The organism is Microbacterium sp. ET2 (assembly GCF_030347395.1).
Lineage (GTDB): Bacteria > Actinomycetota > Actinomycetes > Actinomycetales > Microbacteriaceae > Microbacterium > Microbacterium albipurpureum.
The window spans coordinates 161,673-184,083 of sequence record NZ_CP128170.1; the positions used below are offsets into that span (position 1 = coordinate 161,673).

The 22,411-nt window shown below is 69.7% G+C and carries 19 protein-coding genes, 2 tRNA genes and 1 pseudogene; 5 read left to right on the forward strand and 17 right to left on the reverse strand.

Translation table 11 applies throughout. The annotated features are described in order from the left end of the window. Positions 1–24: 24 nt before the first annotated feature. The 3 genes from leuD to QSU92_RS00790 form a co-directional block, all read right to left on the reverse strand. Complete coding sequence (leuD, locus tag QSU92_RS00780) at positions 25–645, reverse strand: 3-isopropylmalate dehydratase small subunit (protein WP_289264204.1); 621 nt, start codon at positions 643–645, stop codon at positions 25–27. A gap of 1 nt (position 646) precedes the next feature. Further along, positions 647–2,161, reverse strand: coding sequence for a 3-isopropylmalate dehydratase large subunit (leuC, locus tag QSU92_RS00785; RefSeq protein ID WP_289264207.1), 1,515 nt, complete (start codon positions 2,159–2,161; stop codon positions 647–649). A gap of 142 nt (positions 2,162–2,303) precedes the next feature. Then, the gene (locus tag QSU92_RS00790; RefSeq protein WP_289264210.1) at positions 2,304–3,440 is read right to left on the reverse strand and encodes a TerC/Alx family metal homeostasis membrane protein; all 1,137 of its coding nucleotides are present in this window, start codon (positions 3,438–3,440) and stop codon (positions 2,304–2,306) included. Positions 3,441–3,580: 140 nt separating this feature from the next. Between QSU92_RS00790 and QSU92_RS00795 the strand changes: the two genes are divergently transcribed. Both QSU92_RS00795 and QSU92_RS00800 read left to right on the forward strand, forming a co-directional pair. Continuing rightward, positions 3,581–4,132 (forward strand): RNA polymerase sigma factor, encoded by a 552-nt coding sequence (locus QSU92_RS00795; protein WP_289264212.1) that lies wholly within the window; start codon positions 3,581–3,583, stop codon positions 4,130–4,132. Beyond that, positions 4,129–5,250 (forward strand): DUF4349 domain-containing protein, encoded by a 1,122-nt coding sequence (locus QSU92_RS00800; protein ID WP_289264214.1) that lies wholly within the window; start codon positions 4,129–4,131, stop codon positions 5,248–5,250. Before QSU92_RS00795 ends, QSU92_RS00800 begins: the two co-directional genes overlap by 4 nt. An 82-nt stretch (positions 5,251–5,332) precedes the next feature. On the opposite strand, the gene QSU92_RS00805 is transcribed toward QSU92_RS00800, so the two are convergent. From QSU92_RS00805 to QSU92_RS00815, 3 genes are read right to left on the reverse strand one after another with little or no spacing between them, the layout of a single operon-like run. Next, on the reverse strand, positions 5,333–7,366 hold the full coding sequence (locus QSU92_RS00805) for a PTS fructose transporter subunit IIABC (protein ID WP_289264216.1): 2,034 nt from the start codon (positions 7,364–7,366) through the stop codon (positions 5,333–5,335). A 23-nt stretch (positions 7,367–7,389) separates the two neighbouring features. Continuing rightward, entirely contained in the window at positions 7,390–8,367 is a 978-nt protein-coding gene (locus QSU92_RS00810) for a 1-phosphofructokinase family hexose kinase (RefSeq protein WP_289264218.1), read from the reverse strand. Next, positions 8,364–9,149 carry a DeoR/GlpR family DNA-binding transcription regulator gene (locus QSU92_RS00815; RefSeq protein WP_289264220.1) on the reverse strand — a complete coding sequence of 262 codons (786 nt, stop codon included), beginning with the start codon at positions 9,147–9,149 and terminating at the stop codon, positions 8,364–8,366. The genes QSU92_RS00810 and QSU92_RS00815 overlap by 4 nt, the downstream gene beginning before the upstream one ends. A 168-nt stretch (positions 9,150–9,317) precedes the next feature. Between QSU92_RS00815 and QSU92_RS00820 the strand changes: the two genes are divergently transcribed. Continuing rightward, a complete protein-coding gene (locus QSU92_RS00820) occupies positions 9,318–10,649 on the forward strand; it encodes a serine/threonine protein kinase (RefSeq protein WP_289264222.1) in 1,332 nt (443 codons plus the stop codon). Between the two features lie 55 nt (positions 10,650–10,704). On the opposite strand, the gene QSU92_RS00825 is transcribed toward QSU92_RS00820, so the two are convergent. After that, positions 10,705–10,780 (reverse strand) — tRNA-Glu (locus tag QSU92_RS00825). Between the two features lie 107 nt (positions 10,781–10,887). Here QSU92_RS00825 and QSU92_RS00830 point away from each other — a divergent pair. Beyond that, the gene (locus tag QSU92_RS00830; RefSeq protein ID WP_289264224.1) at positions 10,888–11,526 is read left to right on the forward strand and encodes an MBL fold metallo-hydrolase; all 639 of its coding nucleotides are present in this window, start codon (positions 10,888–10,890) and stop codon (positions 11,524–11,526) included. A gap of 55 nt (positions 11,527–11,581) precedes the next feature. On the opposite strand, the gene QSU92_RS00835 is transcribed toward QSU92_RS00830, so the two are convergent. The 7 genes from QSU92_RS00835 to QSU92_RS00865 form a co-directional block, all read right to left on the reverse strand. After that, a tRNA-Gln gene (locus tag QSU92_RS00835) sits at positions 11,582–11,653 on the reverse strand. Positions 11,654–11,737: 84 nt separating this feature from the next. After that, positions 11,738–13,249, reverse strand: a complete 1,512-nt coding sequence (gltX, locus tag QSU92_RS00840) for a glutamate--tRNA ligase (RefSeq protein WP_289264226.1) — start codon at positions 13,247–13,249, stop codon at positions 11,738–11,740. Between the two features lie 10 nt (positions 13,250–13,259). Further along, the gene (locus QSU92_RS00845; RefSeq protein WP_289264228.1) at positions 13,260–14,552 is read right to left on the reverse strand and encodes an MFS transporter; all 1,293 of its coding nucleotides are present in this window, start codon (positions 14,550–14,552) and stop codon (positions 13,260–13,262) included. Continuing rightward, positions 14,552–15,328, reverse strand: coding sequence for a fumarylacetoacetate hydrolase family protein (locus QSU92_RS00850; RefSeq protein WP_289264230.1), 777 nt, complete (start codon positions 15,326–15,328; stop codon positions 14,552–14,554). Before QSU92_RS00850 ends, QSU92_RS00845 begins: the two co-directional genes overlap by 1 nt. A 36-nt stretch (positions 15,329–15,364) precedes the next feature. Beyond that, on the reverse strand, positions 15,365–16,471 hold the full coding sequence (locus tag QSU92_RS00855) for a branched-chain amino acid aminotransferase (protein WP_289264232.1): 1,107 nt from the start codon (positions 16,469–16,471) through the stop codon (positions 15,365–15,367). Positions 16,472–16,509: 38 nt separating this feature from the next. Then, positions 16,510–17,559 carry a 3-isopropylmalate dehydrogenase gene (locus QSU92_RS00860; protein ID WP_289264234.1) on the reverse strand — a complete coding sequence of 350 codons (1,050 nt, stop codon included), beginning with the start codon at positions 17,557–17,559 and terminating at the stop codon, positions 16,510–16,512. A 43-nt stretch (positions 17,560–17,602) separates the two neighbouring features. Further along, complete coding sequence (locus QSU92_RS00865; RefSeq protein WP_289264235.1) at positions 17,603–19,141, reverse strand: MFS transporter; 1,539 nt, start codon at positions 19,139–19,141, stop codon at positions 17,603–17,605. A 63-nt stretch (positions 19,142–19,204) separates the two neighbouring features. On the opposite strand from QSU92_RS00865, the gene QSU92_RS00870 reads away from it, so the two are divergent. After that, positions 19,205–19,750, forward strand: a complete 546-nt coding sequence (locus QSU92_RS00870; RefSeq protein ID WP_289264237.1) for a TetR/AcrR family transcriptional regulator — start codon at positions 19,205–19,207, stop codon at positions 19,748–19,750. Between the two features lie 10 nt (positions 19,751–19,760). Here QSU92_RS00870 and serA read toward each other — a convergent pair. The 3 genes and pseudogenes from serA to QSU92_RS00885 all read right to left on the reverse strand — a co-directional run bounded on the left by serA (position 19,761) and on the right by QSU92_RS00885 (position 22,398). Next, positions 19,761–21,366: pseudogene (serA, locus tag QSU92_RS00875) on the reverse strand (phosphoglycerate dehydrogenase). Between the two features lie 133 nt (positions 21,367–21,499). After that, on the reverse strand, positions 21,500–21,847 hold the full coding sequence (locus tag QSU92_RS00880; protein WP_289264239.1) for a bacitracin resistance protein: 348 nt from the start codon (positions 21,845–21,847) through the stop codon (positions 21,500–21,502). After that, on the reverse strand, positions 21,844–22,398 hold the full coding sequence (locus tag QSU92_RS00885) for a DNA polymerase III subunit gamma/tau (protein WP_289264242.1): 555 nt from the start codon (positions 22,396–22,398) through the stop codon (positions 21,844–21,846). The genes QSU92_RS00880 and QSU92_RS00885 overlap by 4 nt, the downstream gene beginning before the upstream one ends. Between the last annotated feature and the right edge of the window lie 13 nt (positions 22,399–22,411).

Here is a 22,411-nt window from a genome sequence, read left to right on the forward strand (position 1 = left end):
GGCGTCGTGAGCCGTCATCCCGGCTTACCGGACGGGGAGTGTCCGTGGGCGCCACGCCTCCCGGCGGGCCTCGAACTGCGCGATCTGATCTGCGCTGCGCAGCGTGAGCCCGATGTCATCGAACCCCTCGAGAAGCCGCCACCTAGTGTAATCGTCGATCTCGAAAGGCACCTGGAGGGGCGCGGCGCCGCCTGCTGCGGGGTCGCCGAGGAGCGCGACACGCTCGACGAGGTCGACCGTCATCGTCAGCCCTGGCTGCGCGTCGACCGCGTTCCAGATGCGGTGCAGGTCGTCCTCGGAGATCGCTGCGGTCAGCAGCCCCTGCTTGCCGGCGTTGCCGCGGAAGATGTCGGCGAATTTCGGACTGAGGATCACCGAGAACCCGAAGTCGCGCAGCGCCCACACGGCGTGCTCGCGGCTGGAGCCGGTGCCGAAGTCGGGCCCTGCGACCAGGATCGACGCTCCCTGGAAGACCGGCTGATTCAGCACGAAGTCGGGGTCCTGCCGCCAGTTGGCGAAGAGGGCGTCTTCGAAGCCGGTCTTGGTGACGCGCTTGAGATAGACCGCGGGGATGATCTGGTCGGTGTCGACGGCGGAGCGCTTCAGCGGCGCGACGACGCCGGTGTGGGTGGTGAACTTCTCCATGTCAGGCCTCCGCCCCGGTCAGGCTGTCGATGCTCGGCGAGCCGGACGCGCCGTCGGCGTCGGCGAGATCGCTCGGGCTGGAGAGCGTTCCGCGCACGGCGGTGGCTGCGGCGACGAGCGGTGAGACGAGGTGGGTTCGTCCACCCTTGCCCTGACGACCCTCGAAGTTTCGATTCGACGTCGAGGCGCAGCGTTCTCCGGGAGCCAGCTGATCGGGGTTCATCCCCAGGCACATCGAGCATCCCGCGAAGCGCCACTCGGCGCCGAACTCGGTGAAGATCGTGTCCAGCCCTTCGGCTTCGGCCTCCAGACGTACGCGGGCCGAGCCCGGCACCACCATCACCCGCACACCGTCAGCCTTCTTCCGTCCCTTCACGATCGACGCGAAGGCTCGGAGGTCCTCGATGCGACTGTTCGTGCACGATCCCATGAAGACCGCATCGACCGGCACGTCCTTCAGCGGCGTGCCGGGCTCGAGCGCCATGTATTCCAGCGCGCGCTCGGCCGCGGCGCGCTCGTTCGGGTCGGCGAAGTCGTCGGGCGAGGGTACGACGTCCGAGAGCGAAACCCCCTGGCCGGGGTTGGTACCCCAGGTCACGAACGGCTCGAGCGCGTCGGCGTCGAGGAACACCTCGGCGTCGTAGACCGCGCCCTCGTCGCTGGGGAGCGTGCGCCAGTACTCGACGGCCTCCTCCCAGTCCTGCCCCTGCGGAGCGTGAGGCTTGTCCTTGACGTACGCGAAGGTCGTCTCGTCCGGAGCGACCATCCCCGCGCGCGCTCCCGCCTCGATGGACATGTTGCAGATCGTCATCCGCCCCTCCATCGACAGCGAACGGATCGCCGACCCGCGGTACTCCAGCACGTAGCCCTGGCCGCCGTTCGTGCCGATCTTGGCGATGACCGCGAGGATGATGTCCTTCGCCGTCACCCCGGGCTTCAGCTCACCCTCCACGGTGATCGCCATGGTCTTGAAGGGCTTCAGCGGCAGGGTCTGGGTGGCCAGGACATGCTCGACCTCGCTCGTGCCGATCCCGAAGGCCATCGCCCCGAAGGCGCCATGGGTGGAGGTGTGGGAGTCGCCGCACACGACCGTGATCCCGGGCATCGTCAGCCCGAGCTGGGGTCCCACGACGTGGACGATCCCCTGCTCCTTGTCGCCGAGCGGGTGAAGCCTCACGCCGAACTCCGCCGCGTTGCGGCGCAGGGTGTCGATCTGCGTGCGGCTGGTGAGATCGGCGATCGGCTTGTCGATGTCGATCGTCGGAGTGTTGTGGTCCTCCGTCGCGATCGTCAGGTCCAGCCGCCGCACGGGGCGTCCCTCGGCGCGGAGACCGTCGAAGGCCTGCGGGCTCGTGACCTCGTGCACCAGGTGCAGGTCGATGTAGATGAGGTCCGGCTCGCCGTTGTTGCCCTTGACCACGACGTGGTCTTCCCACACCTTCTCGGCGAGGGTACGGGGCCGATCGGGGATCGTGACGGTACCGGCGGCGGACGTATCGATTTCTGACGTGCTCATTGCGTTCTCCTCGGGAAAGGGATCAAGCCCGCGACGAACTCCGCGACGAGAGAGGCCTGGTTACGAGGTCTCGCCGCGGCCGCTAAGGAGAAGGCGAGCGATCCGCACCGGCTCAGAGTACCACCGGGTGCCGTGCACGCGATTACCGTCCGTCATCCCCGGTCGCTGACCCCTCCGCACCGGCGTGGGGGCCTTTCTCCTCGGCCACCGCCGCGGCGGCGGCTTCGGCCGGGGTGCGTCCCGAGCCGTCGGGGAGGTCGGCGCCCGGCCGGTCCGCAGCATCCGCCGTGGTGACCGGTTCGCCCTCGCGTCGGGCGGCGATCAGACTGGCGACGGTTGCGACCGTCATCGCCGCGATGATCACGCCCAGCGACACCCACGTCGAGATGTCCGGTGCCCACTCGACGTGCTCGCCGCCGTTGATGAAGGGCAGCTCGTTCTCATGCAGGGCGTGGAGGAACAGCTTCACGCCGATGAAGGCGAGGATGAAGGCGATGCCGTAGTGCAGGTACTTCAAGCGGTCCAGCAGACCACCGAGCAGGAAATAGAGCTGGCGCAGCCCCATCAGGGCGAACAGGTTCGCGGTGAACACGATGAACGGGCTCTGCGTGATGCCGAAGATCGCCGGGATCGAGTCGATCGCGAACACGAGGTCGGTGAAGCCGATCGCGACGAAGACGAGGATCATCGGCGTGAAGATCTTCCTGCCGTCGATGACGGTGCGCAGCTTCGAGCCGTCGTAGCCGTCACTGATGTCGATGAAGCGACGGAGGAATCGCACGATGCCCGTTTCGGCCTGCGCATCGTCATCGTGCTTGCCCGGGAAGGCCTGCCGCCACGCGGTGTACACCAGGAACAGACCGAAGACGTAGAAGATCCAGCTGAGGTTCTCGATCAGCACGGCGCCGAGCATGATGAAGATGGCTCGCAGGATCAGCGCGATGATGATGCCCACCATCAGCACCTCCTGCTGATATCGGCGCGGCACCGAGAACTGACTCATCAGCAGGACGAAGACGAACAGATTGTCGACGGAGAGGCTGTACTCCGTCAGCCATCCGGCGACGAACTCCCCCATCGCATCGCCCGAGCCGGTGACCAGCAGCAGCACGACGGCGAAGACCAGCGCGAGGGTGACGTAGAACACCACCCAGAGCGTCGCCTCCTTCATCGAGGGGATGTGAGGGCGCTTGAGGATGATGAGCAGATCCGCGAGGAGAATCAGCGACAGCACCACCAGCGCGGTGATCGCGAACCACGTCGGAATCTCATAGGTCATGGGCCCCCACGATACTCGCCGGGCCGGGGTCCCAGAGCCCGACGAACGTCCCGAACCCGGCGGTGAGACGATCGGGACCGGCACGACACTTATCGGGTGAGAGACAATGCGGATGCCGCGCAGCGGCGGGATGGGGAACGGTGACCGAGCAGACGGATGCGGCGCTCGTCGCGCGGGCCGCGGGCGGGAGCGAACTCGCCTTCCGGTCGCTCTACCGCGCGTACGTGCAGCCGGTGTACTGGATCGCTCACGGGCTGCTCCACGACGTCTCGGACGCCGAGGACGTCACCCAGGAGACCTTCCTCGTCGCATGGCGGAAACTGCCGTCGCTCGACCTCGTGGGCGACTCTCTGCTTCCGTGGCTGGTCACCGTCTGCCGACTGCAGGCGGCGAACCGGATGCGGCGGCAGCGCCGGGACCGCACGCACGAGGTGCACGGCGACCTCGACGAGACGCTCCCCTCGACCATCGACGTCGAACAACAGGTCCTCGATGCCGATCTGGTCGAGCGGATCCTCGCGGAGGTCGAAGCGCTCGGTGAGCTCGACCGCGAGATCTTCCGGCTCTGCGCCGCGGAAGGATACGGGTACCAGGCTGCCGCAGACCGGCTCGGCGTATCCCACGGCGTCGTCCGCAACCGTCTCTCCCGCATCCGCACACGAGTGCGGTCCGCCCTGAAGGAGAGCACATGAACACCACCGAGCGCGCACCGCTTCCCGACCTCAGCGACGAACGGATCGACCGCATCGAGACGGGCCTGTTCGCCGGCATCGAGGCCGACCGCCGCACGCGTCGGCGCCGCCGGCGCACCGGCTGGATCAGCGCCGGTGCTGCGGCAGCGGTGATCGTCGTGGCGGCCGCCATCGCCCCCGCCGTCGGGGGGATCGTCTCCCCCATGTCGTCGAACGAGTCCGCCGTCACGCCCGCCGGCGGTGACGCCGTCACGCTGCCGCTCGACCAGCGCGCCACCTCTGCCGAGAGCGGCGCTGCCGACGACCTCGGAACCGCCGAGGGCGGCGCATCCGCGGTGGAGGCGCCGGCGGGTCGGGACATCATCACGACGGCGTCGGCGAGCATCGTCGTCGACGACGTACCGGCCGCCGCAGGAGAGGTCGGCGACGCGGCCACGGCGATCGGCGGATACGTGCAGTCGCAGTCGATCGGTCAGAGCGGCACGCCGATCCCGATCGAGCCGGGTACCGGCGGACCGGACGTGTCGTATCCGTCACCCTACGCAGGCGAGTCCGGGTGGGTGACCGTGCGCATCCCGGCGCAAGAACTGTCGGGTTTCGTCTCGGGGCTGGCGGGGATCGGCGAGATCACGCAGTCCTCGATCGATCGCCAGGATGTCACGGAACAGACCGTCGACCTCCGCGCCCGCGTCGAAGCGACGCAGGCATCCGTCGATCGGCTGGAAGAGCTCCTGGCGCAGGCGGGCGACCTCGGCGACCTCATCGCCGCGGAGAGCGCGCTCGCTGAACGCCAGGCGACCCTGGAGTCCTACCAGCAGCAGCTGGAGTCGCTCGAGGGCCAGGTGGAGCTGTCGACGGTGTCGGTGTCGCTGTCACCGCGTGTGGAGCAGGTCACGGCCGACCCCGCCGGTTTCACCGACGGTCTTCTCGCCGGATGGAACGGCCTCATCGCCACACTCAACGGCATCGTCATCGCTTTCGGATTCCTCATCCCCTGGCTCGTCGTCCTCGGCGTCGTGGGGCTGATCGTGTGGGGCGTGATCCGGCTCCGTCGGGCGCGACGCGAGCGCGCGGCGGGCGACCGGTCGACCGGCGAGCAAGCAGCTCCCGACGCCTGAGTCGCGCGCACGCCGGAAGCCCTGGTGATGGGGGTCACCAGGGCTTCTCGTGTGCCGCCCGTCGGCAGCGGGCGCGAACGGATCAGGCAGCGACGGGAACCGCCGAGCTCGCCGGGACGACGGCGGGCGCTTCGCGCTTGTGCACCCACTTCTTCAGGGCGATGACGGCGAATGCGGAGACGATCACACCCGCGAGGACCGAGAGCACGAAGCCCCAGATCGGCTGGATGGCGAAGAAGACGAAGATGCCGCCGTGGGGTGCGAGGGACGAGACGCCGATCGCCATGCTCAGCCCGCCGGTCACCGCTCCGCCGAGCATCGACGCCGGGATCACACGGAAGAGGTCTGCTGCGGCGAAGGGGATCGCGCCCTCGGAGATGAAGGCCGCGCCCAGCAGCCACGCCGCCTTGCCGTTCTCGCGCTCGACGGGGGTGAAGAGGTTGCGGGCCAGCACCGTCGATGCGAGGGCCATCGCCAGCGGCGGGACCATGCCTGCGGCCATCACCGCCGCCATGATGAGGTAGGGCGACGAGAAGGGCTGCGACGCCGTCGCGGCCGCGAGGCCCGTCGTGGCGAACGTGTAGGCGACCTTGTTGACCGGGCCGCCGAGATCGAAGCACATCATCAGCCCGAGGATCACCCCGAGGATGACCGCAGACGCACCGCTGAGACTGTTCAGCCAGTCGGTGAGCCACGTCATGAGCTGCGCGATCGGGCGACCGAGGAAGAGGATCATCAGCCCGGAGGCGACCACCGAACCCACGAGCGGGATGATCACCACCGGCATCAGACCGCGCAGCCACCGCGGTGCGGGGAGGCGACCGAGCCACAACGCGATGAATCCCGCCAGCAGCCCGCCGATGAGACCGCCGATGAACCCGGCGCTCATGAGCACCGCCACCGCACCGGCCACGAATCCCGGCGCGATGCCCGGTCGATCGGCGATGGCGAAGGCGATGAAGCCGGCGAGGACCGGGACGAGGAATCCCATGGACGTCGCGCCGATCATGAAGGCGACAGAGCCCAGGTACTGTCCGAGACCGCCGGCAGGCAGGTCCCACAGCGAGTTCTCGACGATCACGGTCGCCGCGTCGTCGGTCACCTGGTAGCCGCCGAGGAGGAATCCGAGCGCGATGAGCAGACCGCCGCCCGCCACGAACGGGATCATGTAGCTCACACCGGTGAGGAGCCAGCGCTTGATGCGGGCTCCGACGGATTCCTGAGCGCCGGTCGGACCCGACGCCGCCGCGCCGGCCGATCCGGCCACTCGCTCGGCGCGGGGATCGGAAGCCGCGGCGACCGCTTCGGAGATGAGCTTGTCGGGCTGCTCGATACCGCGCTTGACGCTCGTGCGCACGACGGGCTTGCCTGCGAAGCGCTGCGCCTCGCGGACGTCGACGTCGACGGCGAAGATGACCGCGTCGGCGTCGCGGATGGCCTCGGGCGGCAGAGCTTGATAGCCGCTCGAACCCTGTGGCTCGACGATCAGGTCCACGTCGGCCTTCTGCCCTGCTGCCGCCAGTGCGTCAGCGGCCATGAAGGTGTGGGCGATCCCGGTCGCGCAGGCGGTCACGGCGACGATCCTCGGACGGGGCCGGCCCGCCGCTCCCGGCGGTGCGGATGCGGGCGGTGTGACGATCGGGTCCGGCCCCGACTCCCCGATCGCCTCGCGGACGATCGTCACGACCTCGTCGTCGCTGCCGGCCGCGCGGAGCCCCGCGGTGAAGTCGTCGTCCATGAGACTGCGGGCGAGCTTCGACAGCACGGCGAGGTGGTCCTCGGCGGCATCGGCGGGTGCGGCGATGAGGAACACCAGGTCGGCAGGTCCGTCATCCGCACCGAAGTCCACGCCGGGCGCCAGCCGCGCGAAGGCCAGGGACGGACGGGTCACCGCCGCGCTCTTGGCGTGCGGGATGGCGATTCCGCCGGGGAGTCCCGTCTCGTCCTTCTGCTCGCGAGCCCACGCATCGGAGAACAGCGCCTCCGCGTCGGTGGCGCGGCCCTGCGCGACGACACGCTCGGCGAGGGCGCGGATGACCGCAGCCTTGTCCGACCCGAGCCCGACATCAAGACTCACAAGGCCGGGGGTGATGGTGTGCGACGTCGGTGAAGACATCTTCGAGACCTCCTCTGGTCTGCTCACGGGGCGACGCCCGCGGGGTTATGACGCTCGGCGACGAGCGCGGTGACTCGGACCTCCCCGGCGGGAAGATCGGCGGGGGTGGGGACCTGGGTGCCGGGGAGGGACACCGCGGCGGCGCCGTACCGTACGGCGTGCTCGAGGCGGTCGGCGGGACCTGCGCCGGTGACGGCGGCGAGCAGGTAACCGGCCAGCGAGCTGTCCCCCGCGCCCACGGTGCTCACGGCGCGGGTGGGCGGAGGGGCGGCGTGCCACGCCCCCTCTGCGGTGACGAGGACCGCTCCCCGGGAGCCCAGGGTGACCAGGGCCGCGCCGACGGCGGCGGGAACGAGATCGGCGCCCAGACGCACCACCTCCGCCACCGGGTCGTCGGCGTCCAGCGCGGTGCGCCCACCGACGAGCTCGGCGAGCTCCTCGTCGTTCGGCTTGATCAGATCGGGGCGACCACGCTCGACGACGGCGACGAGGGCGCCGCCGGACGTATCCACGGCGATCAGCGGCGCGCCGGGTGCGTCCCTGACGGCGTCGATGACATCTGCGTAGAAGTCGTCGCCCACACCCGGCGGCACCGAACCCGCCAGCACGAGCCATCGGGCCCCGCGGCTGGCTGCGACGGTGTCGGCGATGAGGGCGCGGCGGTCGGCGATCGTGAGGCGTGCACCGGGCAGATTGATCTTGGTCGTCATGCCGGCCGGATCGGTCAGGGCGATGTTGGCACGGACGCGTCCGCTGACGGCGGTCGTGCGGGTGGGCACGCCGGTCTGGCGGAGCAGTTCGGCGTAGGGGTCGTGCGGGTCGAGGGGCACCACCGCTAGGGCCGGGATCCCTGCGGCAACGACCGCGCGGGCCACGTTGACGCCTTTGCCGCCCGCGTCCTCGCGGACGGCGACGGCCTGCTGCACCTCCCCAGGGCGCAGACCCGTGGTCAGCGCCACGGTGCGATCCAGCGACGGGTGGACGGTGAGGGTGACGATCATGCGGTCCACATCTCCACGTCGGCGCTGCGCAGGGCATCGGCGAGTTCTCCCGACGGTGGGGCGTCGGTGACCAGGACGTCCACGTCGTCGAGCCCGGCGAATCGCACCAGATACTCCTCGTCGACCTTGCTCGCGTCAGCGAGGACGATGATCCGACGCGCCGCCGCGACGATGGCCCGCTTGACCGCCGCTTCTTCCGGGTCGGGCGTGCTGAGTCCGAACGCGGCGGAGATCCCGTTCGTTCCGATGACCGCGACATCCGGACGCAGCTGGGAGACGGCCTCGACCGCGGCGGAGCCGACAGCGGCCGCCGTCAACCCGCGGACCCTCCCGCCGATGAGAGTCAGGGGCAGATCGGCGCGGGCACCGAGCTCGAACGCGATGGGCACGGCATGGGTGACCAGTTCGAGCCGCGCGTTGCCGTCAGCGGGCGTGCGCAGCGCGAACTCCCGCGCGAACGCGGCGGTCGTCGTCCCCGCGTCGATGAAGATCGACCCACCGAGACCCGCCAGTGCCTCTGCCGCCCGCACCGCGATCCGCGTCTTCTCCTCGCCGTGCACCGCACCGCGGACGGATACCGCCGTCTCGCTCGTTCCCCCGCGCGAGGCGGCGACCGCGCCGCCGTGGACTCGCCGCAGCGCGCCGGCGCGCTCCAGGGCATCGAGGTCGCGTCGCACGGTTTCGGTGGTCACGCCGAAGTCGCGTGCGAGGTCGACCACCGACACGCGACCCGCGCTCAGCAGCCGCCGTTCGATCGCGTCGTGTCGCTCCGTCGCGTACATCCGTCCTCTTCCTCAAGGTTTCCCACAGAATACAACACGTATCAACACAAAACAACAGAACTCTGCGTTAATCCCACATTCCGGCTCGCATCAGTGCCAGAGCCTCACGACGACGCCCGAGTAGGGTCGTGAAGACCACCGTCGGCAGACCCCCACGAAGGAACCGCCGTGTCCCCCATCCCGCCCACACCCGAGCCGCTCCTCGACGGCCGCTATCGGTTGGGAGACCTCATCGGCGAGGGCGGGATGGCGCGGGTGTACCGCGCGGAGGACGTGCTCCTCGGACGCACCGTAGCCGTCAAAGTCCTGCGCCCGGGCGTGGAGGGATCGGCTTCACCCGAGAGGGCCCGGGCCGAAGTCGCGGCTCTCGCAGCGCTGAGCCATCCGGCACTGGTGATGCTGCTGGACGCGAGCCTCGAACCGGGCAAGCCCGAGTACCTGGTCATGGAATTCGTCGAGGGGCAGACTCTCGCCCGGGCGCTGACCGCCGGGCCGCTCCCCCCGAACGAAGTCGCAGCGCTCGCCGCCGAACTCGCCGAGGCCCTGCACGTCGTCCACGGAGCCGGCGTCGTCCACCGCGACCTCAAGCCCGCGAACATCCTCGTCACGCCGTCTCCCCTGCCGCATCGCCTGTTCCGCGCCAAGCTCGCGGACTTCGGCATCGCCTACCTGCTCGACAGCGCGCGGATCACCACACCCGGCACCGTGATCGGCACCGCCTCCTACCTCGCCCCCGAGCAGGTGCGGGGTGCCGCCCCTGCACCACCAGCCGACATCTACGCGCTGGGGCTGGTGCTGCTCGAAGCCCTGACCGGCACGCGGGCGTTCCCGGCCGCGTCCGCCGCCGAGGCGGCACTCGCCCGACTGGCCGCACCGCCGGTGATCCCTGCCGACGTGGGGCAGGGATGGCGGGCGCTCCTGGAGCGCATGACCGATCTCGATCCGGCCCGCAGGCCCACCGCACTGGAGGTCGCCGTGTCGTCGGCGGACCTCACCGGCGTCACGCCCGTGGAGATGTCGACCGCCGTGCTTCCGGCGGCACCCGCGCGCGGTGAGGAGCCGACGGCCGTCCTCGCCCCTTCCGATCCGATCGGGGCGACCTCCCCGACCCGACGTCGCCGCGCCCCGGTCGTCTGGGGGGCCGTGGCGACCGGTGCGGCCCTGGTCCTGGGACTGGGCACGTGGGCCGCCGTCAGCGCCGGCACCGCGCAGCCGGGACCGGTGGCGACGGTGCCCGCGACGAATGACCCGAGCGAGGGCCCCGTGCCTGCGACGACCACCTCCGACCCCGGGGTGGATCCGGCCGTCGAACAGCCCGCCGATCCTGCCCCGCCGGCCGACGACGAGGCCCAGCCCGAGGCCGAGGAGGCGCAGCGCGAGGCCGAGAAGGCCCAGCGAGAGGCCGAGAAGGAGGCCGAGAAGGCACGCAAGGAGGCCGAGAAGGAAGCAGAACGAGACCGCGAACAGGCCGACGACGGGCCCGGCGACCGCGACGACTGACGTCCCGGCCGGAACGCACGAAAGCCCCCGGGCGAACCGGAGGCTTTCGAACTGTTGGTGACCCCAGCGGGATTCGAACCCGCGTTACCGCCGTGAGAGGGCGGCGTACTAGGCCGCTATACGATGGGGCCGTCAGGCAACCGTTCGATTATGCCATGGCCCTGCCGCCGCGAACAAATCGGGTCAGCGCCGGCGAAGGCCGCTTGCCGATGCCGCCCCGCACAGGTTGACTCAGGGCATGCGAGTCACCAAGCACGAACACGCGGCGCTCACCATCGAAGACTCCGGCTCGACGCTGGTGATCGATCCAGGCGCTTTCACCGACCCCCTTTACGACCTCAGCGACGTGGCCGCGATCGTGCTGACGCACGAGCACCCCGACCATTGGACCGCTGATCATCTCGACCGCATCCTGAAGATGTCGCCGGGAACCCCCATCTACGGTCCGGCGGGCGTCGCCGCGGCCGCCGCGGGCTTCGATGTGATCGTGGTGAACCCCGGTGACACTCTGGAGCTCGGACCGTTCCGCCTGCGGTTCTTCGGTGGCCAGCACGCGGTGATCCACTCATCCCTCCCGGTCGTCGACAACGTCGGAATCCTCGTCAACGACGTCTTCTATTACCCGGGCGACTCCTACACCGTCCCGGGTGGGGTCGACGTGCAGTTGCTGGCCGCCCCGCTGGGCGCCCCCTGGCTGAAGATCGGCGAGGCGATCGACTTCGTGCTCGCGGTGAAGCCGCGGAAGGCGTTCGGCACGCATGACATGACCCTGTCGGTCCTCGGCCGCGATATGCACCGCGGGCGGCTGCGCTGGGCGACCGAGCAGAACGGCGGCGAATTCCTCGATCTCGACCCCGGGGACTCGATCGACGTCTGATCCTCGTTCACGGCGAAACGACGAAACCCCCGAGGAATCGGGGGTTTTCGTTGTGCTGGGGTACCTGGACTCGAACCAAGAACAACTGAACCAGAATCAGCCGTGTTGCCAATTACACCATACCCCACTGGCCTCAGCCGAAGCCGTGCCGAGGGTCGAGTCTAGTGGACCTCGGACTGCTCGCCAAACCGAGAGCGGATGCCGCAGCGCTTCACCCGAGGTGCGCGACCAGCCGACCCAGCCGCCGCAACGATTCGTCCTTTCCGAGGAGCTCCATCGACTCGAACAGCGGCGGGGAGACACGTCGACCTGTGATCGCGACGCGGGGCGGACCGTACGCCACGCGCGGCTTCAGGCCGAGGTCTTCGACGAGGACGCGCGCAAGGGCTTCCTGCACGGCCGCGGCCGTCCACTCCCCCGCCGGCACGAGCTCGAGAGCTCCGACGCTGGCGACGAGCACCTCGGAGGCATTCGCCGGCAGACCGGCCAGCGCATCGTCGTCGTACTCCGGGTCGGCCACGAAGAGGAACCCGAGCATGCCCGAGACATCGCCGAGCAGCTGCATCCGCTCCTGCACGAGAGGAGCGGCCTCCCGAAGCAGTGCCGCCTGGTCGTTCGACGGCGGGTCGGTGATGACGCCGGCCGTGGCGAGGTACGGGACGATGCGTGCCGCGAAATCGCCGGGCTCCAGCATCCTGATGTGATCACCGTTGATCGACTCCGCCTTCTTCTGATCGAATCGAGCGGGGTTCGGATTGACGTCGGCGATGTCGAAGGCCGCGACCAGCTCGTCCAGGCTGAAGACGTCGCGGTCGGGAGCGATCGACCACCCGAGGAGAGCGAGGTAGTTCAAGAGCCCCTCGGGGATGAAGCCCTTCTCGCGCTGAAGGAACAGGTCGGCGCGAGGGTCGCGCTTGGAGAGCTTCTTGTTCCCGTCGCCCAGCACGAGCGGCATGTGGCCGAAGCGCGGGATGCAGGTGGTCACACCCGCATCGATGAGCGCGCGGTACAGCGCGAGCTGACGCGCAGTGGAGGGCATGAGGTCTTCGCCACGGAGCACATGGGTGATTCCCATGAGCGCGTCGTCGACCGGGTTGACGAAGGTGTAGAGCGGAACACCGCCGGCCCGCACGATGACGAAGTCCGGGAACGATCCCGCGGGGAAGGTCACCTCGCCTCGGATGAGATCGACGTAGGTGAGGTCCTCGTCCGGTACTCGCAGGCGCCACGCCGGCTCACGGCCTTCGGCGCGGTAGGCGGCCTTCTGCTCCTCGGTGAGGTCGCGGTCGAAGTTGTCGTAGCCGAGCTGCCTCGCGCGGCCTGCCGCCTCGTTGCGTGCGTCGATCTCCTCGGCGGTGGAGAAGCTCTCGTACACCGCGCCGGAGGCGATGAGCTCCTCCAGGACGCCGCGGTAGATCTCGTGCCGCTGCGACTGACGGTAGGGCGCGTGAGGACCGCCCACCTCGACGCCTTCGTCCCAGTCGATCCGCAGCCACTGGAGCGCGTCGAGGAGCTGCAGGTAGCTCTCTTCGCTGTCGCGCGCCGCGTCGGTGTCCTCGATGCGGAACACCATGGTGCCGCCGTGGTGTCGTGCGTAGGCCCAGTTGAACAGGGCGGTTCGCACGAGTCCGACGTGCGGCAGACCTGTCGGCGAGGGGCAGAATCGGACGCGGACGTCGGAACCGGTGGCGGTCGTGGTGCGGGGATCGGGCGTAGCAGGCATCCGTGCCAGTTTAGGCGTCCGCCCGAGCCCGTCCGCGTAGCGCCAGAGGGGCGAGCGCCGAGGTCGCGACCACGGCGATCGACACCGCGACCGCGAGCCCGCCGTAGCCGATCCACCCGAGCACCACGCCCGCGAGGATCGCTCCGGCCGCCCCCACGAGGCTCATGAGGAAGTCGCTCGTGCCCTGGCGCTTCGTGCGGTGAGCCTCCGACGAGGCCTCGGTGAGCAGCGCCGACCCCGCGACCGTCGACGCGCTCCATCCGAGGCCGAGGAGGATGAGACCGACCGTCACCCAGAGGGTCGAGTCCTGCCCGAAGGAGGCCGTCACGAGCGCCGCGGCGAGGATCGCCTGCCCGACGAGGATGGTCTGCACGCGCCCGATACGGTCGGCGAGCAGGCCGAACACGGGGGCGACGGCGTACATGCCGGCGATGTGGAGGCTGATGGTGAAGCCGATGACCGTCAGTGTCGCACCCTGGTGCAGCAGGTGGACCGGCGTCATCGCCATGACGGACACCATCACCCCGTGCGCCGCGGCGATGGCGAAGATGGCGTAGCGAGCCGGCCGGGGATGGTCGATGCGGGGCGCGATGGGCGACCCGCCCGCTGCATCCCTGCTGAGCACCAGCTGCTGCGCCGTGAGCAGCGGATCGGGTCGGAGCGCGGAGAGGTAGAGGGCGATCGCGAGCGCCTGCCCCAGAACAGTGAAGACGTAGGGACCGGTGAGGGCGGGAAGGCCGAGGAGGTCGCCGACGGCCTCGCCGGGGCCGGTGAGATTCGGGCCGAGGACCGCGCCGATCGTGGTCGCCCAGACGACGATGGACAGGTCCCGGCCTCGAGTGGCATCGGTGGCGAGGTCGGCCGCGGCGAAGCGGGACTGCAGGTTCGCCGCCTGGCCCGCGCCGACCAGAAGGAAGGCCACGAGCAGGAGCGGGAACGACGCCGCTGCCACGGCGGTGATCACGCCGGCGACACCGACGAGCGCGATCGCCATTCCGGCGGCCAGCGACAGCCGTCGGCCGCGTCGCCGGGCAAGCGCGGCGAGCGGAACGGCGGTGAAGGCCGTGCCGAGCGTGACGGCCGCGGCGGCCAGGCCCGACAGCGACTCCTTTTCCGAGACCTCGCCGGCGAGGATGGCACCGAGCGAGATCGTCGCGCCGAAGGCGATGCCGCCGAGGATCTGTCCCGCTGAGAGCACCCGCACGGTCCGGCGCTGAATGACCGCCGCAGCGGCCAGGTCGTCGTCGAACCCGGTCGCCGGTCGCGAGCTCGGTGAGCCCCCGGCATCCGGAGTCCCGGTCATCACCCCTCGCCGGCGGCGCGCGCGGTGTTGCGGAGGGTCCCGAGCCCTTCGATCTCTACGTCGACCGTGTCGCCGGCTGCGATCGGTCCCACCCCCGCCGGGGTTCCGGTGAGCACGACATCGCCGGGGAGGAGGGTGAACGCCGCCGAGGCGTAGGCGATGATGTCGGCGACGGAGAAGATCATGTCGGTGAGGGGCGCGCTCTGCACGGTCTCGCCGTTGCGCCGCGTCGTCAGACGCGCCGGCGCGGTCGGGTCGAACTCGGTCTCGATCGCCGGTCCGAGCGGACAGAACGTGTCGAAGCCCTTCGCACGCGACCACTGTCCGTCGCTTTTCTGCAGGTCGCGAGCCGTGACATCGTTGCCGATCGTGTAGCCGAACACATGATCCAGAGCGCGCTCGGCGGGGACGTTCTTCGTCACCCGGCCGATCACCGCCGCGAGCTCGCCTTCGAAGTCCACCCGCTCCGACTGCGGCGGCAGCACGATTACGTCGCCGGGGCCGATGACGGCGGTGTTGGGCTTGAAGAACAGCAGTGGCTCGGCCGGCACGTCGTTTCCGAGCTCGGCCGCGTGGTCCTGATAGTTGCGACCGACGCAGACGATCTTCGAGCGAGGAATGACCGGCGCCAGCAGCGTCACCGCGCCGAGCGGCACCCGCTCCCCGGTCGTGTCGAAGCCGGCGAACATCGGGTCGCCGGCGAGGACGACGAGTTCGCCGTCGTCGACGATTCCGTAGCTGATCGTGTCGTTGTGGCTGAAGCGGGCGACTCTCACCCGCTCAGCCTAGCGATCGCACCCGCTGCCGGAGGGTCAGCCGTCGAGCCGCAGCAGCCAGCCGTGGCGGTCTTCGCGCCGACCGTATTGGATGTCGGTGAGTTCCTGGCGAAGGGACAGGGCCAGTTCGCCCATCGGCTGCTCGTCGAGGAACCCCTTGCCCTTCAGCACCCCGATCGGGGTCACCACGGCCGCGGTGCCGCAGGCGAAGACCTCGACGATCTCGCCGGAGGCGACGCCCTCGCGCCATTCGTCGATCGAGACGGCGCGACCCTCGACGTGGTGGCCGCGGTCGATGGCGAGCTGCAGGATCGAGTCGCGCGTGATCCCCTCGAGGATCGACTCCGACTGCGGGGTGACGATCCGCCCGTCCTTGAAGACGAAGATGATGTTCATCCCGCCGAGTTCTTCGACGTTGCGGTGCTCGTCGAGGAACACCACCTGGTCGCATTCGTTCTCGTAGGCCTCGGACTGCGGCAGCAGGCTCGCGGCGTAGTTGCCGCCGGTCTTGGCCGCTCCGGTGCCGCCCTTGCCGGCGCGCGAGTAGTCCTCGCTCAACCAGATCGACACGGGCTGCACGCCCCCCTTGAAGTAGGCGCCTGCCGGGCTCGCGATGACGTAGTAGTTCACCTTGTGGGCGGGGCGCACTCCGAGGAAGGCCTCCTTGGCGAACATGAACGGCCGGAGATACAGACTCTGGTCCGCGCCGCCGGGCACCCACGCGCCGTCCACAGCGATGAGCTCACGCAGCGACTGGATGAAGTAGCTCACCGGGAGTTCCGGGAGGGCGAGCCGGCGCGCCGAGCGCTGCAGGCGTCGGCCGTTCTGATCGGGGCGGAAGGTGTGGATCGAGCCGTCGGCGTGGCGGTACGCCTTGATCCCCTCGAAGATCTCCTGGCCGTAGTGGAGGACGGCGGCGGCAGGATCCATGGCGATCGGACCGTACGGCTGCACGCGGGGACGGTGCCACCCGCCTCCCACCGACCAGCAGATGTCGACCATGTGATCGGTGAAGTGGGTGCCGAACCCGGGATTGGCCAGGATCGCGTCACGCTCCGCCGGCGTCTTCGCCGCCGGATTGGTGGTGACGGCGAACCGCAGCGGGGCGAGGCCGGTGTCGGGATCTGAGTCGATGAGCGTCATGCGGGCATCCTGAGGTGTGTGGCGCGGAGGTGTCCAGGTTACGCCTGGAGGCGTGCGACGATGTCGTCGCCGATGCGCGAGGTCGTTCGCGGTGCGCCGCTGCGGGCGGCGATGTCCTCCTCGACCGCGCGCGTGACGCGATCGGCTTCGGTGCCGAGACCGAGGTGATCCAGCATCAGAGCGACCGAGAGGATGGCCGCCGTCGGGTCGGCCTTCTGCTGCCCGGCGATGTCGGGAGCCGATCCGTGGACGGGCTCGAACATCGACGGGAACGCCCCCGCGGGGTTGATGTTCCCGGAGGCAGCGAGGCCGATGCCACCGGTGACGGCGCCGGCCAGGTCGGTCAGGATGTCGCCGAAGAGGTTGTCGGTGACGATGACGTCGAAGCGACTGGGGTTCGTGACCAGGAAGATGGTGGCCGCGTCGACGTGGAGGTAGTCTACGGCGACATCCGGATGCTCCGCCGCGACCTCGCGCACGATGCGCTGCCAGATCGCTCCGGCGTGCACGAGCACGTTGGTCTTGTGCACCCAGGTCAGCCGACGCGAGCGGCGCTCGGCGAGGCCGAAGGCGTACCGGACGACGCGTTCGACGCCGAAGGCGGTGTTGACCGATGTCTCATTGGCGACCTCCTGCGCCGTTCCCCGGCGGATCGCACCGCCGTTGCCGACGTACGGGCCCTCGGTGCCCTCGCGTACCACCACGAAGTCGATGTCGCCGGGGTCCGCCAGCGGTGTGGCCGAGCCGGGGTACGTCTTGGAGGGCCGGAGGTTGACATAGTGGTCGAGCTCGAAGCGGAGCCTCAGCAGGAGACCCCGCTCGATGTTGGCGTCCTTCAGCCGCGGGTCGCCCGGCACACCGCCGACGGCGCCGAGCAGGATCGCGTCGTGCCCCGCGATCGCAGCGAGATCGTCATCGGTGAGCGTGTCTCCGGTGTCGAGGTAGCGTCCGGCGCCGAGCGAGAACCGGGTCTTGTCGAAGGTGACGCCACCCGCCGTGACGGCGTCCAGCACCTTCTCCGCCTCGGCGACGACCTCCGGGCCGATCCCGTCTCCGGGGATCACGGCCAGCTTCACCACACGCGACATCGCACTCCTGTCCATCGGAAGCCTCGTCCGACGAACGGGTCGGTCACGAGGCGCGGGATCCCTTCAGAGTAGCGGCCGCGACGACCGCGGCGAGGACGACCAGTCCCGCCCCGATGAGCGCGGTGACGCTCACCCCGGCGGAGAACGCGTGCGCCGCCGCGGCCTGCACCGCCTCCCCCGCTGCGCCTCCGAGATCCGCCGCGGCCCGCACGGCCCCGGCGAGGGTCTCCTGCGCGTCCGCCGCGACAGCGGACGGGACGCCCTCGGGAAGGACCAGATTCATTCGGTAGAGCGCGGTCAGAAGACCGCCGAGCACCGTCGTCCCCAGCACCGCGCCCAGCTCGTACGCCGTCTCCGACACCGCGCTGGCCGCTCCGGCTTTGGCGGGTGGCGCGCTGGCGAGGATCAGCTCATTGGACACGGTCTCAGCCGCCCCGATGCCCATCCCGAGCGCGACGAACGCGCCGATGAGGAGCCCGGGCCCGGTGTCGCCGCCCGCTGCGGCGATGAGGAGATACCCGAGCACCGAGAACGCCAGGGCCCCCGGCACGACGATGCGGGGCGCGACGCGCTTGGCGATCGGCACCACCGTCAATCCTGCCGCGATCATCGCGGCCAGGCCCGGAACGAGGGCCAAACCCGATTCCAGCGGTGTGAGCCCGAGAACGAGCTGAAGGTGCTGGGCGACGAAGAAGAGGAAGCCCACGAGCCCCACGACGCTGAGGAGGTTCACCACGAGAGCCCCGCTGAAGGTTCCCACGCGGAACAGACGCATATCCAGCATCGGGTTCGGCACCCGCAGCTGCCGGCGCACGAACAGCACGCCGAATCCGATACCGGCCAGGGTCAGCAGCGGAGCGGGGCCCGACACCCCGTACACCGCGAGTTCCTTGATGCCGTAGACGATCGGGACCATCGTCGCCAGAGACAGCGCGATGCTGAGGGGATCGATGCGCCCCGGGTTCGGGTCCCGGCTCTCGGGGACGACGAGTGGGGCGAGGATCAGCAGGGGGATGAGCACGGGCACGGCCATCAGGAACACCGCCCCCCAGGAGAAGTGCTCGAGGAGGATGCCGCCGACGATCGGTCCGAAAGCGGAACCCGCCGAGAACATCGATGCCCACACCGCGATGGCGAAGCGGCGCTGATCACGGTCGGTGAAGATGCTGCGCAGCAGCGAGAGGGTCGACGGCATCAGCATCGCGCCGAAGACGCCCATTCCGGCGCGGGCGGCGATCAGCCACTCTGCGCTCGGGGCGAAGGCGGCCAGGGCCGAAACGGTGGCGAAGCCGGTCGCGCCGAGCAGCAGCATCCGTCGTCGACCGAATCGGTCGCCAAGCGTCCCCATCGTGACCAGCAGTCCCGCGAGGACGAGCGGATACGCGTCGATGATCCACAGCTGCTGGGTGCTCGAAGGGGCCAGATCGGCGGAGATGGCGGGCAGCGCGAAGCTCAGCACCGTGTTGTCGACCGAGACCAGGAGCACGGGAAGCATGAGGACGACCAGCGCCGCCCAGCCGCGCCACCCGACCCGCCTGCCCGCGGCGTCTGCGAGTTCGATCTCCTGTGTCAGTGTCATCATTACTATACCGTCCGGTCGGTATAGTAACAGAGCGGAACCCGTCACGTCGATACGATCGAGGCCATGAGCAGACCGCCCCTCGCCCGAGAGAAGGTCCTCGACGCGTTCGAGGCGCTGCTCATCGATGAGGGGGAACGAGGCTCGACCCTGGATGCGACCGCACGGGCCGCGGGTGTGTCCAAAGGCGGTCTGCTGTATCACTTCGCCTCGAAAGAGACGCTCGAGCAGGCACTGCTCGAGCGCCTCCACGCACTGGTCGACGCCGACGTGGCAGCCACCGCTGCGGCGCCGGAGGGCCCGATCGCCTATTTCCTGCGCACGTCGGTGATGAACGATGACGATCTGGATCGCGCGCTGCTCGCCGTGGCCCGTCTCGCGCAGGGCGGGAACGCCGCGGCCAGCGAAGCGCTGCGCGACGTCCGCGCGAAGTGGGCCGACGTGCTGCGTCCGCACACCCGCGACGCCGCGGCGCTGGATCTGGTGATGCTCGTCAGCGACGGTCTCTACTTCAACAACGCCCTCGGCGGCGGGAATGTCCCCGGACCGACGCCGCGCGGTGCCGCACTGGATGCCCTCGTCGGGCTCGTCGAGCGCGCCGCGGGCACCTGAACCGCTCCGGTCAGGCTTCGGTGATGTCGATCTGCCGGAAGAGATCGGCCCCCGTCGCTCGTCTCATCTCGTCGAGGATCTCATCGGGCACGGGCGAGTCGACGGTGAGCACGCTCAGCGCGCGCCCCGTGCTGTCGGGCTGCGCCACCTGGAGGGCCTCGATGTTGATGTCGGCGTCGCCGAGGTGTTTGCCGTAGATCGCCACGATGCCGGGCCGGTCGGCGTACCGCATGACGAGGTGGTGGCGCGCGATGGCGACTTCGATGTCGTAGCCGTTGATGCCGACGACCTTCGGAACCATTCGCGTACCCGCAAGCGTTCCGGCCACCGTGAGGACCGTGCCGTCGGAGAGGGTGCCGCGCAGGACGGTGATGTTCCGATAGAGCGGGCTCTCGGCCTCGACGATCAAACGGGCCTCGATGCCGCGCTGTTCGGCGAAGAGCGGCGCGTTGACGTACGAGACGTTCTCGCTGACGATGTTGGTGAAGATGCCCTTCAAGGCCGCGAGCCGGTAGACGCTGACGTCGTACGCGGCGAGGCTCGCCGCGCACCTCGATGTCGAGGCTGGTCAGAGCGCCGTGCGCGAGAGCGGTGAAGAACTGGCCGAGCTGTTCGACGAGCGCGATGCCGGGGCGGACGAACGGGTCGATCACTCCCCCGGCGACGTTGACCGCGTCGGGGACGAGATCGCCCTCGAGAGCGAGCTTGACCGAGCGCGCCACGGAGACGCCCGCCTTCTCCTGCGCCTCCTCGGTGCTCGCCCCGAGGTGCGGGGTTCCGACCACGTTGGGGAGCGACACCAGGCGCGCAGCCACCGAATCGGCGGCGGGCGGCTCGGAGGTGAAGACGTCCAGGCCCGCGCCGGCGATCACTCCGGTCGTGAGGGCGGTGTAGAGGGCGTCTTCGTCGATGAGGCCGCCGCGGGCGACGTTGACGACATAGGCCGAGGGCTTCATCAGCGCGAGCTGGTCGGCACCGATCATCCCCGTCGTCTCGGGAGTCTTCGGCATGTGCACGGTGATCGCGTCGCTCTGTCGCAGCACCTCGTCGAAGGGCAGCAGCTCGACACCCAGCTGCTGGGCGCGCGCCGGCGTGACATAGGGGTCGTAGCCGACCACGCGCACACCGAAAGCGCGAAGGCGCTCGGCCACGAGCGCCCCGATTCGACCGAGACCGAAGATGCCGACGGTCTTCTCGAACAGCTCGACGCCGGTGAAGGCGCTGCGCTTCCACTGCCCGTCGGCGAGGGACGCGTGGGCGGCGGGGATGTGACGGGCGAGGCTCAGGATATGACCGACGGTCAACTCGGCGGCGGAGATCACATTGGAGGTGGGCGCATTCACGACCATCACACCCCGAGCGGTCGCGGCCTTGATGTCGACATTGTCGAGGCCGACACCGGCGCGCGCGACCACCTTGAGGTCGGGAGCGGCCACCAGCGCCTCGGCGTCGATGCGCGTCGCTGATCGGACCAGCACCGCGCGCGCGTCGGCGAGGGCGGACAGGAGCGCGGAACGGTCGGTGCCGTCGACGTGGCGGATGTCGAAATCGGGCCCGAGGGCGTCGATCGTGGCGGGCGAGAGCTGTTCGGCGATCAGGACGACGGGCTTGGACACAGGGGCAGACCTTCGGTGCGGGCGCGAGCGGCGACGAGCGGCTGAGGGATGTCCCGCCGCACGCGGGGCGGGCAGCTGTCAGCCTATCGCGCGGGCTCGGGGGCCTCCGACCGTATGACGTACGGCGGAGACGTCAGCCCAGAAGCTGGGCCCCGTACGTGTAGGCGTAGGCCAGGACATTCACCCACAGCACGGCGACGACGGCGAGGCCGACCAGCAGCACCAGGGCGAACTCGCCGAGCGGTCGCCGGTAGCCCACCGCGAACGCCACCCCGAAGGCGACAATCGGGAACACGATCGTGAACCCGAGCACCGCCCAGCCGAGCGCGTTCAGCCCGAGCGGACCCGACGCCTGGGCGACGAGGAGGGTCACGGCGTTCCAGACGACGTACGCGTAGAACAGCCCGAACGCACCGCTGACAGCGACGGTGACCCAGACGGGTCGCCGGCGGAGAGGCGCGGCGGCGGAAGTCGAGGTCATGATCCGAAAGCTCCCACGACGATGAACGGCCAAGGCACGAGCAGCACGACACCGGCTCCGAGGAGCACCCAGCGAAGCCATGCCGCAGACCGGCGGGTGAGCGTGTACACCGCGGTGAACCACAGTGCGGGAGCCGCCACCGCGAGCCCGACGGCCGCCGCGTTCCCGGTGGTCCACACCGGGGGGGCGATGCCGTCGCCGGAGACGAGGAAGGAGGCGACCCCGTGAACGCGCAGTCCGCCGATCAGCCAGCCGATCGAGAACAGCAGATAGACGCCGCCGAGAATCCCCAGGGCGATCAGAGACGCGTTGCCCATCCCGCCGGGTGCGTCGAGTTCGGCAGTTTCGTCGCCCGACGCGGTGTCGGCGCCCGTCTCGACGTCGGATTCGCTCGCCGCCTCCTCCGTCGGCGGACTCTCATGACTGCCCTTCCCCACCGCACGGTAGCCCGGCGGCAGCGTCGGTGGCGCTCCCTCGGCCGCGGAGGGCGGGTCGACCGGGGCGGGGTCGTCGCCCTCCCAGCGGAAGGCGTCTTCGTCGCGCGACGTCACCGCCCCAGCGTAT

What these genes read in the sequence shown, in the direction of transcription:
- QSU92_RS00815 (WP_289264220.1), bottom strand. Translation starts at nt 9,149, where the DNA reads ATGTACGCGACGGAGCGACACGACGCGATCGAACGGCGGCTGCTGAGC.
- QSU92_RS00860 (WP_289264234.1), bottom strand. Translation starts at nt 17,559, where the DNA reads ATGTCGCGTGTGGTGAAGCTGGCCGTGATCCCCGGAGACGGGATCGGC.
- QSU92_RS00810 (WP_289264218.1), bottom strand. Translation starts at nt 8,367, where the DNA reads ATGATCGTCACCCTCACCGTCCACCCGTCGCTGGATCGCACCGTGGCG.
- gltX (WP_289264226.1), bottom strand. Translation starts at nt 13,249, where the DNA reads ATGCCTGCTACGCCCGATCCCCGCACCACGACCGCCACCGGTTCCGAC.
- QSU92_RS00805 (WP_289264216.1), bottom strand. Translation starts at nt 7,366, where the DNA reads ATGTCTTCACCGACGTCGCACACCATCACCCCCGGCCTTGTGAGTCTT.
- QSU92_RS00870 (WP_289264237.1), top strand. Translation starts at nt 19,205, where the DNA reads ATGAGCAGACCGCCCCTCGCCCGAGAGAAGGTCCTCGACGCGTTCGAG.
- leuD (WP_289264204.1), bottom strand. Translation starts at nt 645, where the DNA reads ATGGAGAAGTTCACCACCCACACCGGCGTCGTCGCGCCGCTGAAGCGC.
- QSU92_RS00830 (WP_289264224.1), top strand. Translation starts at nt 10,888, where the DNA reads ATGCGAGTCACCAAGCACGAACACGCGGCGCTCACCATCGAAGACTCC.
- QSU92_RS00865 (WP_289264235.1), bottom strand. Translation starts at nt 19,141, where the DNA reads ATGATGACACTGACACAGGAGATCGAACTCGCAGACGCCGCGGGCAGG.
- QSU92_RS00845 (WP_289264228.1), bottom strand. Translation starts at nt 14,552, where the DNA reads ATGACCGGGACTCCGGATGCCGGGGGCTCACCGAGCTCGCGACCGGCG.
- QSU92_RS00800 (WP_289264214.1), top strand. Translation starts at nt 4,129, where the DNA reads ATGAACACCACCGAGCGCGCACCGCTTCCCGACCTCAGCGACGAACGG.
- leuC (WP_289264207.1), bottom strand. Translation starts at nt 2,161, where the DNA reads ATGAGCACGTCAGAAATCGATACGTCCGCCGCCGGTACCGTCACGATC.
- QSU92_RS00790 (WP_289264210.1), bottom strand. Translation starts at nt 3,440, where the DNA reads ATGACCTATGAGATTCCGACGTGGTTCGCGATCACCGCGCTGGTGGTG.
- QSU92_RS00855 (WP_289264232.1), bottom strand. Translation starts at nt 16,471, where the DNA reads ATGACGCTCATCGACTCAGATCCCGACACCGGCCTCGCCCCGCTGCGG.
- QSU92_RS00880 (WP_289264239.1), bottom strand. Translation starts at nt 21,847, where the DNA reads ATGACCTCGACTTCCGCCGCCGCGCCTCTCCGCCGGCGACCCGTCTGG.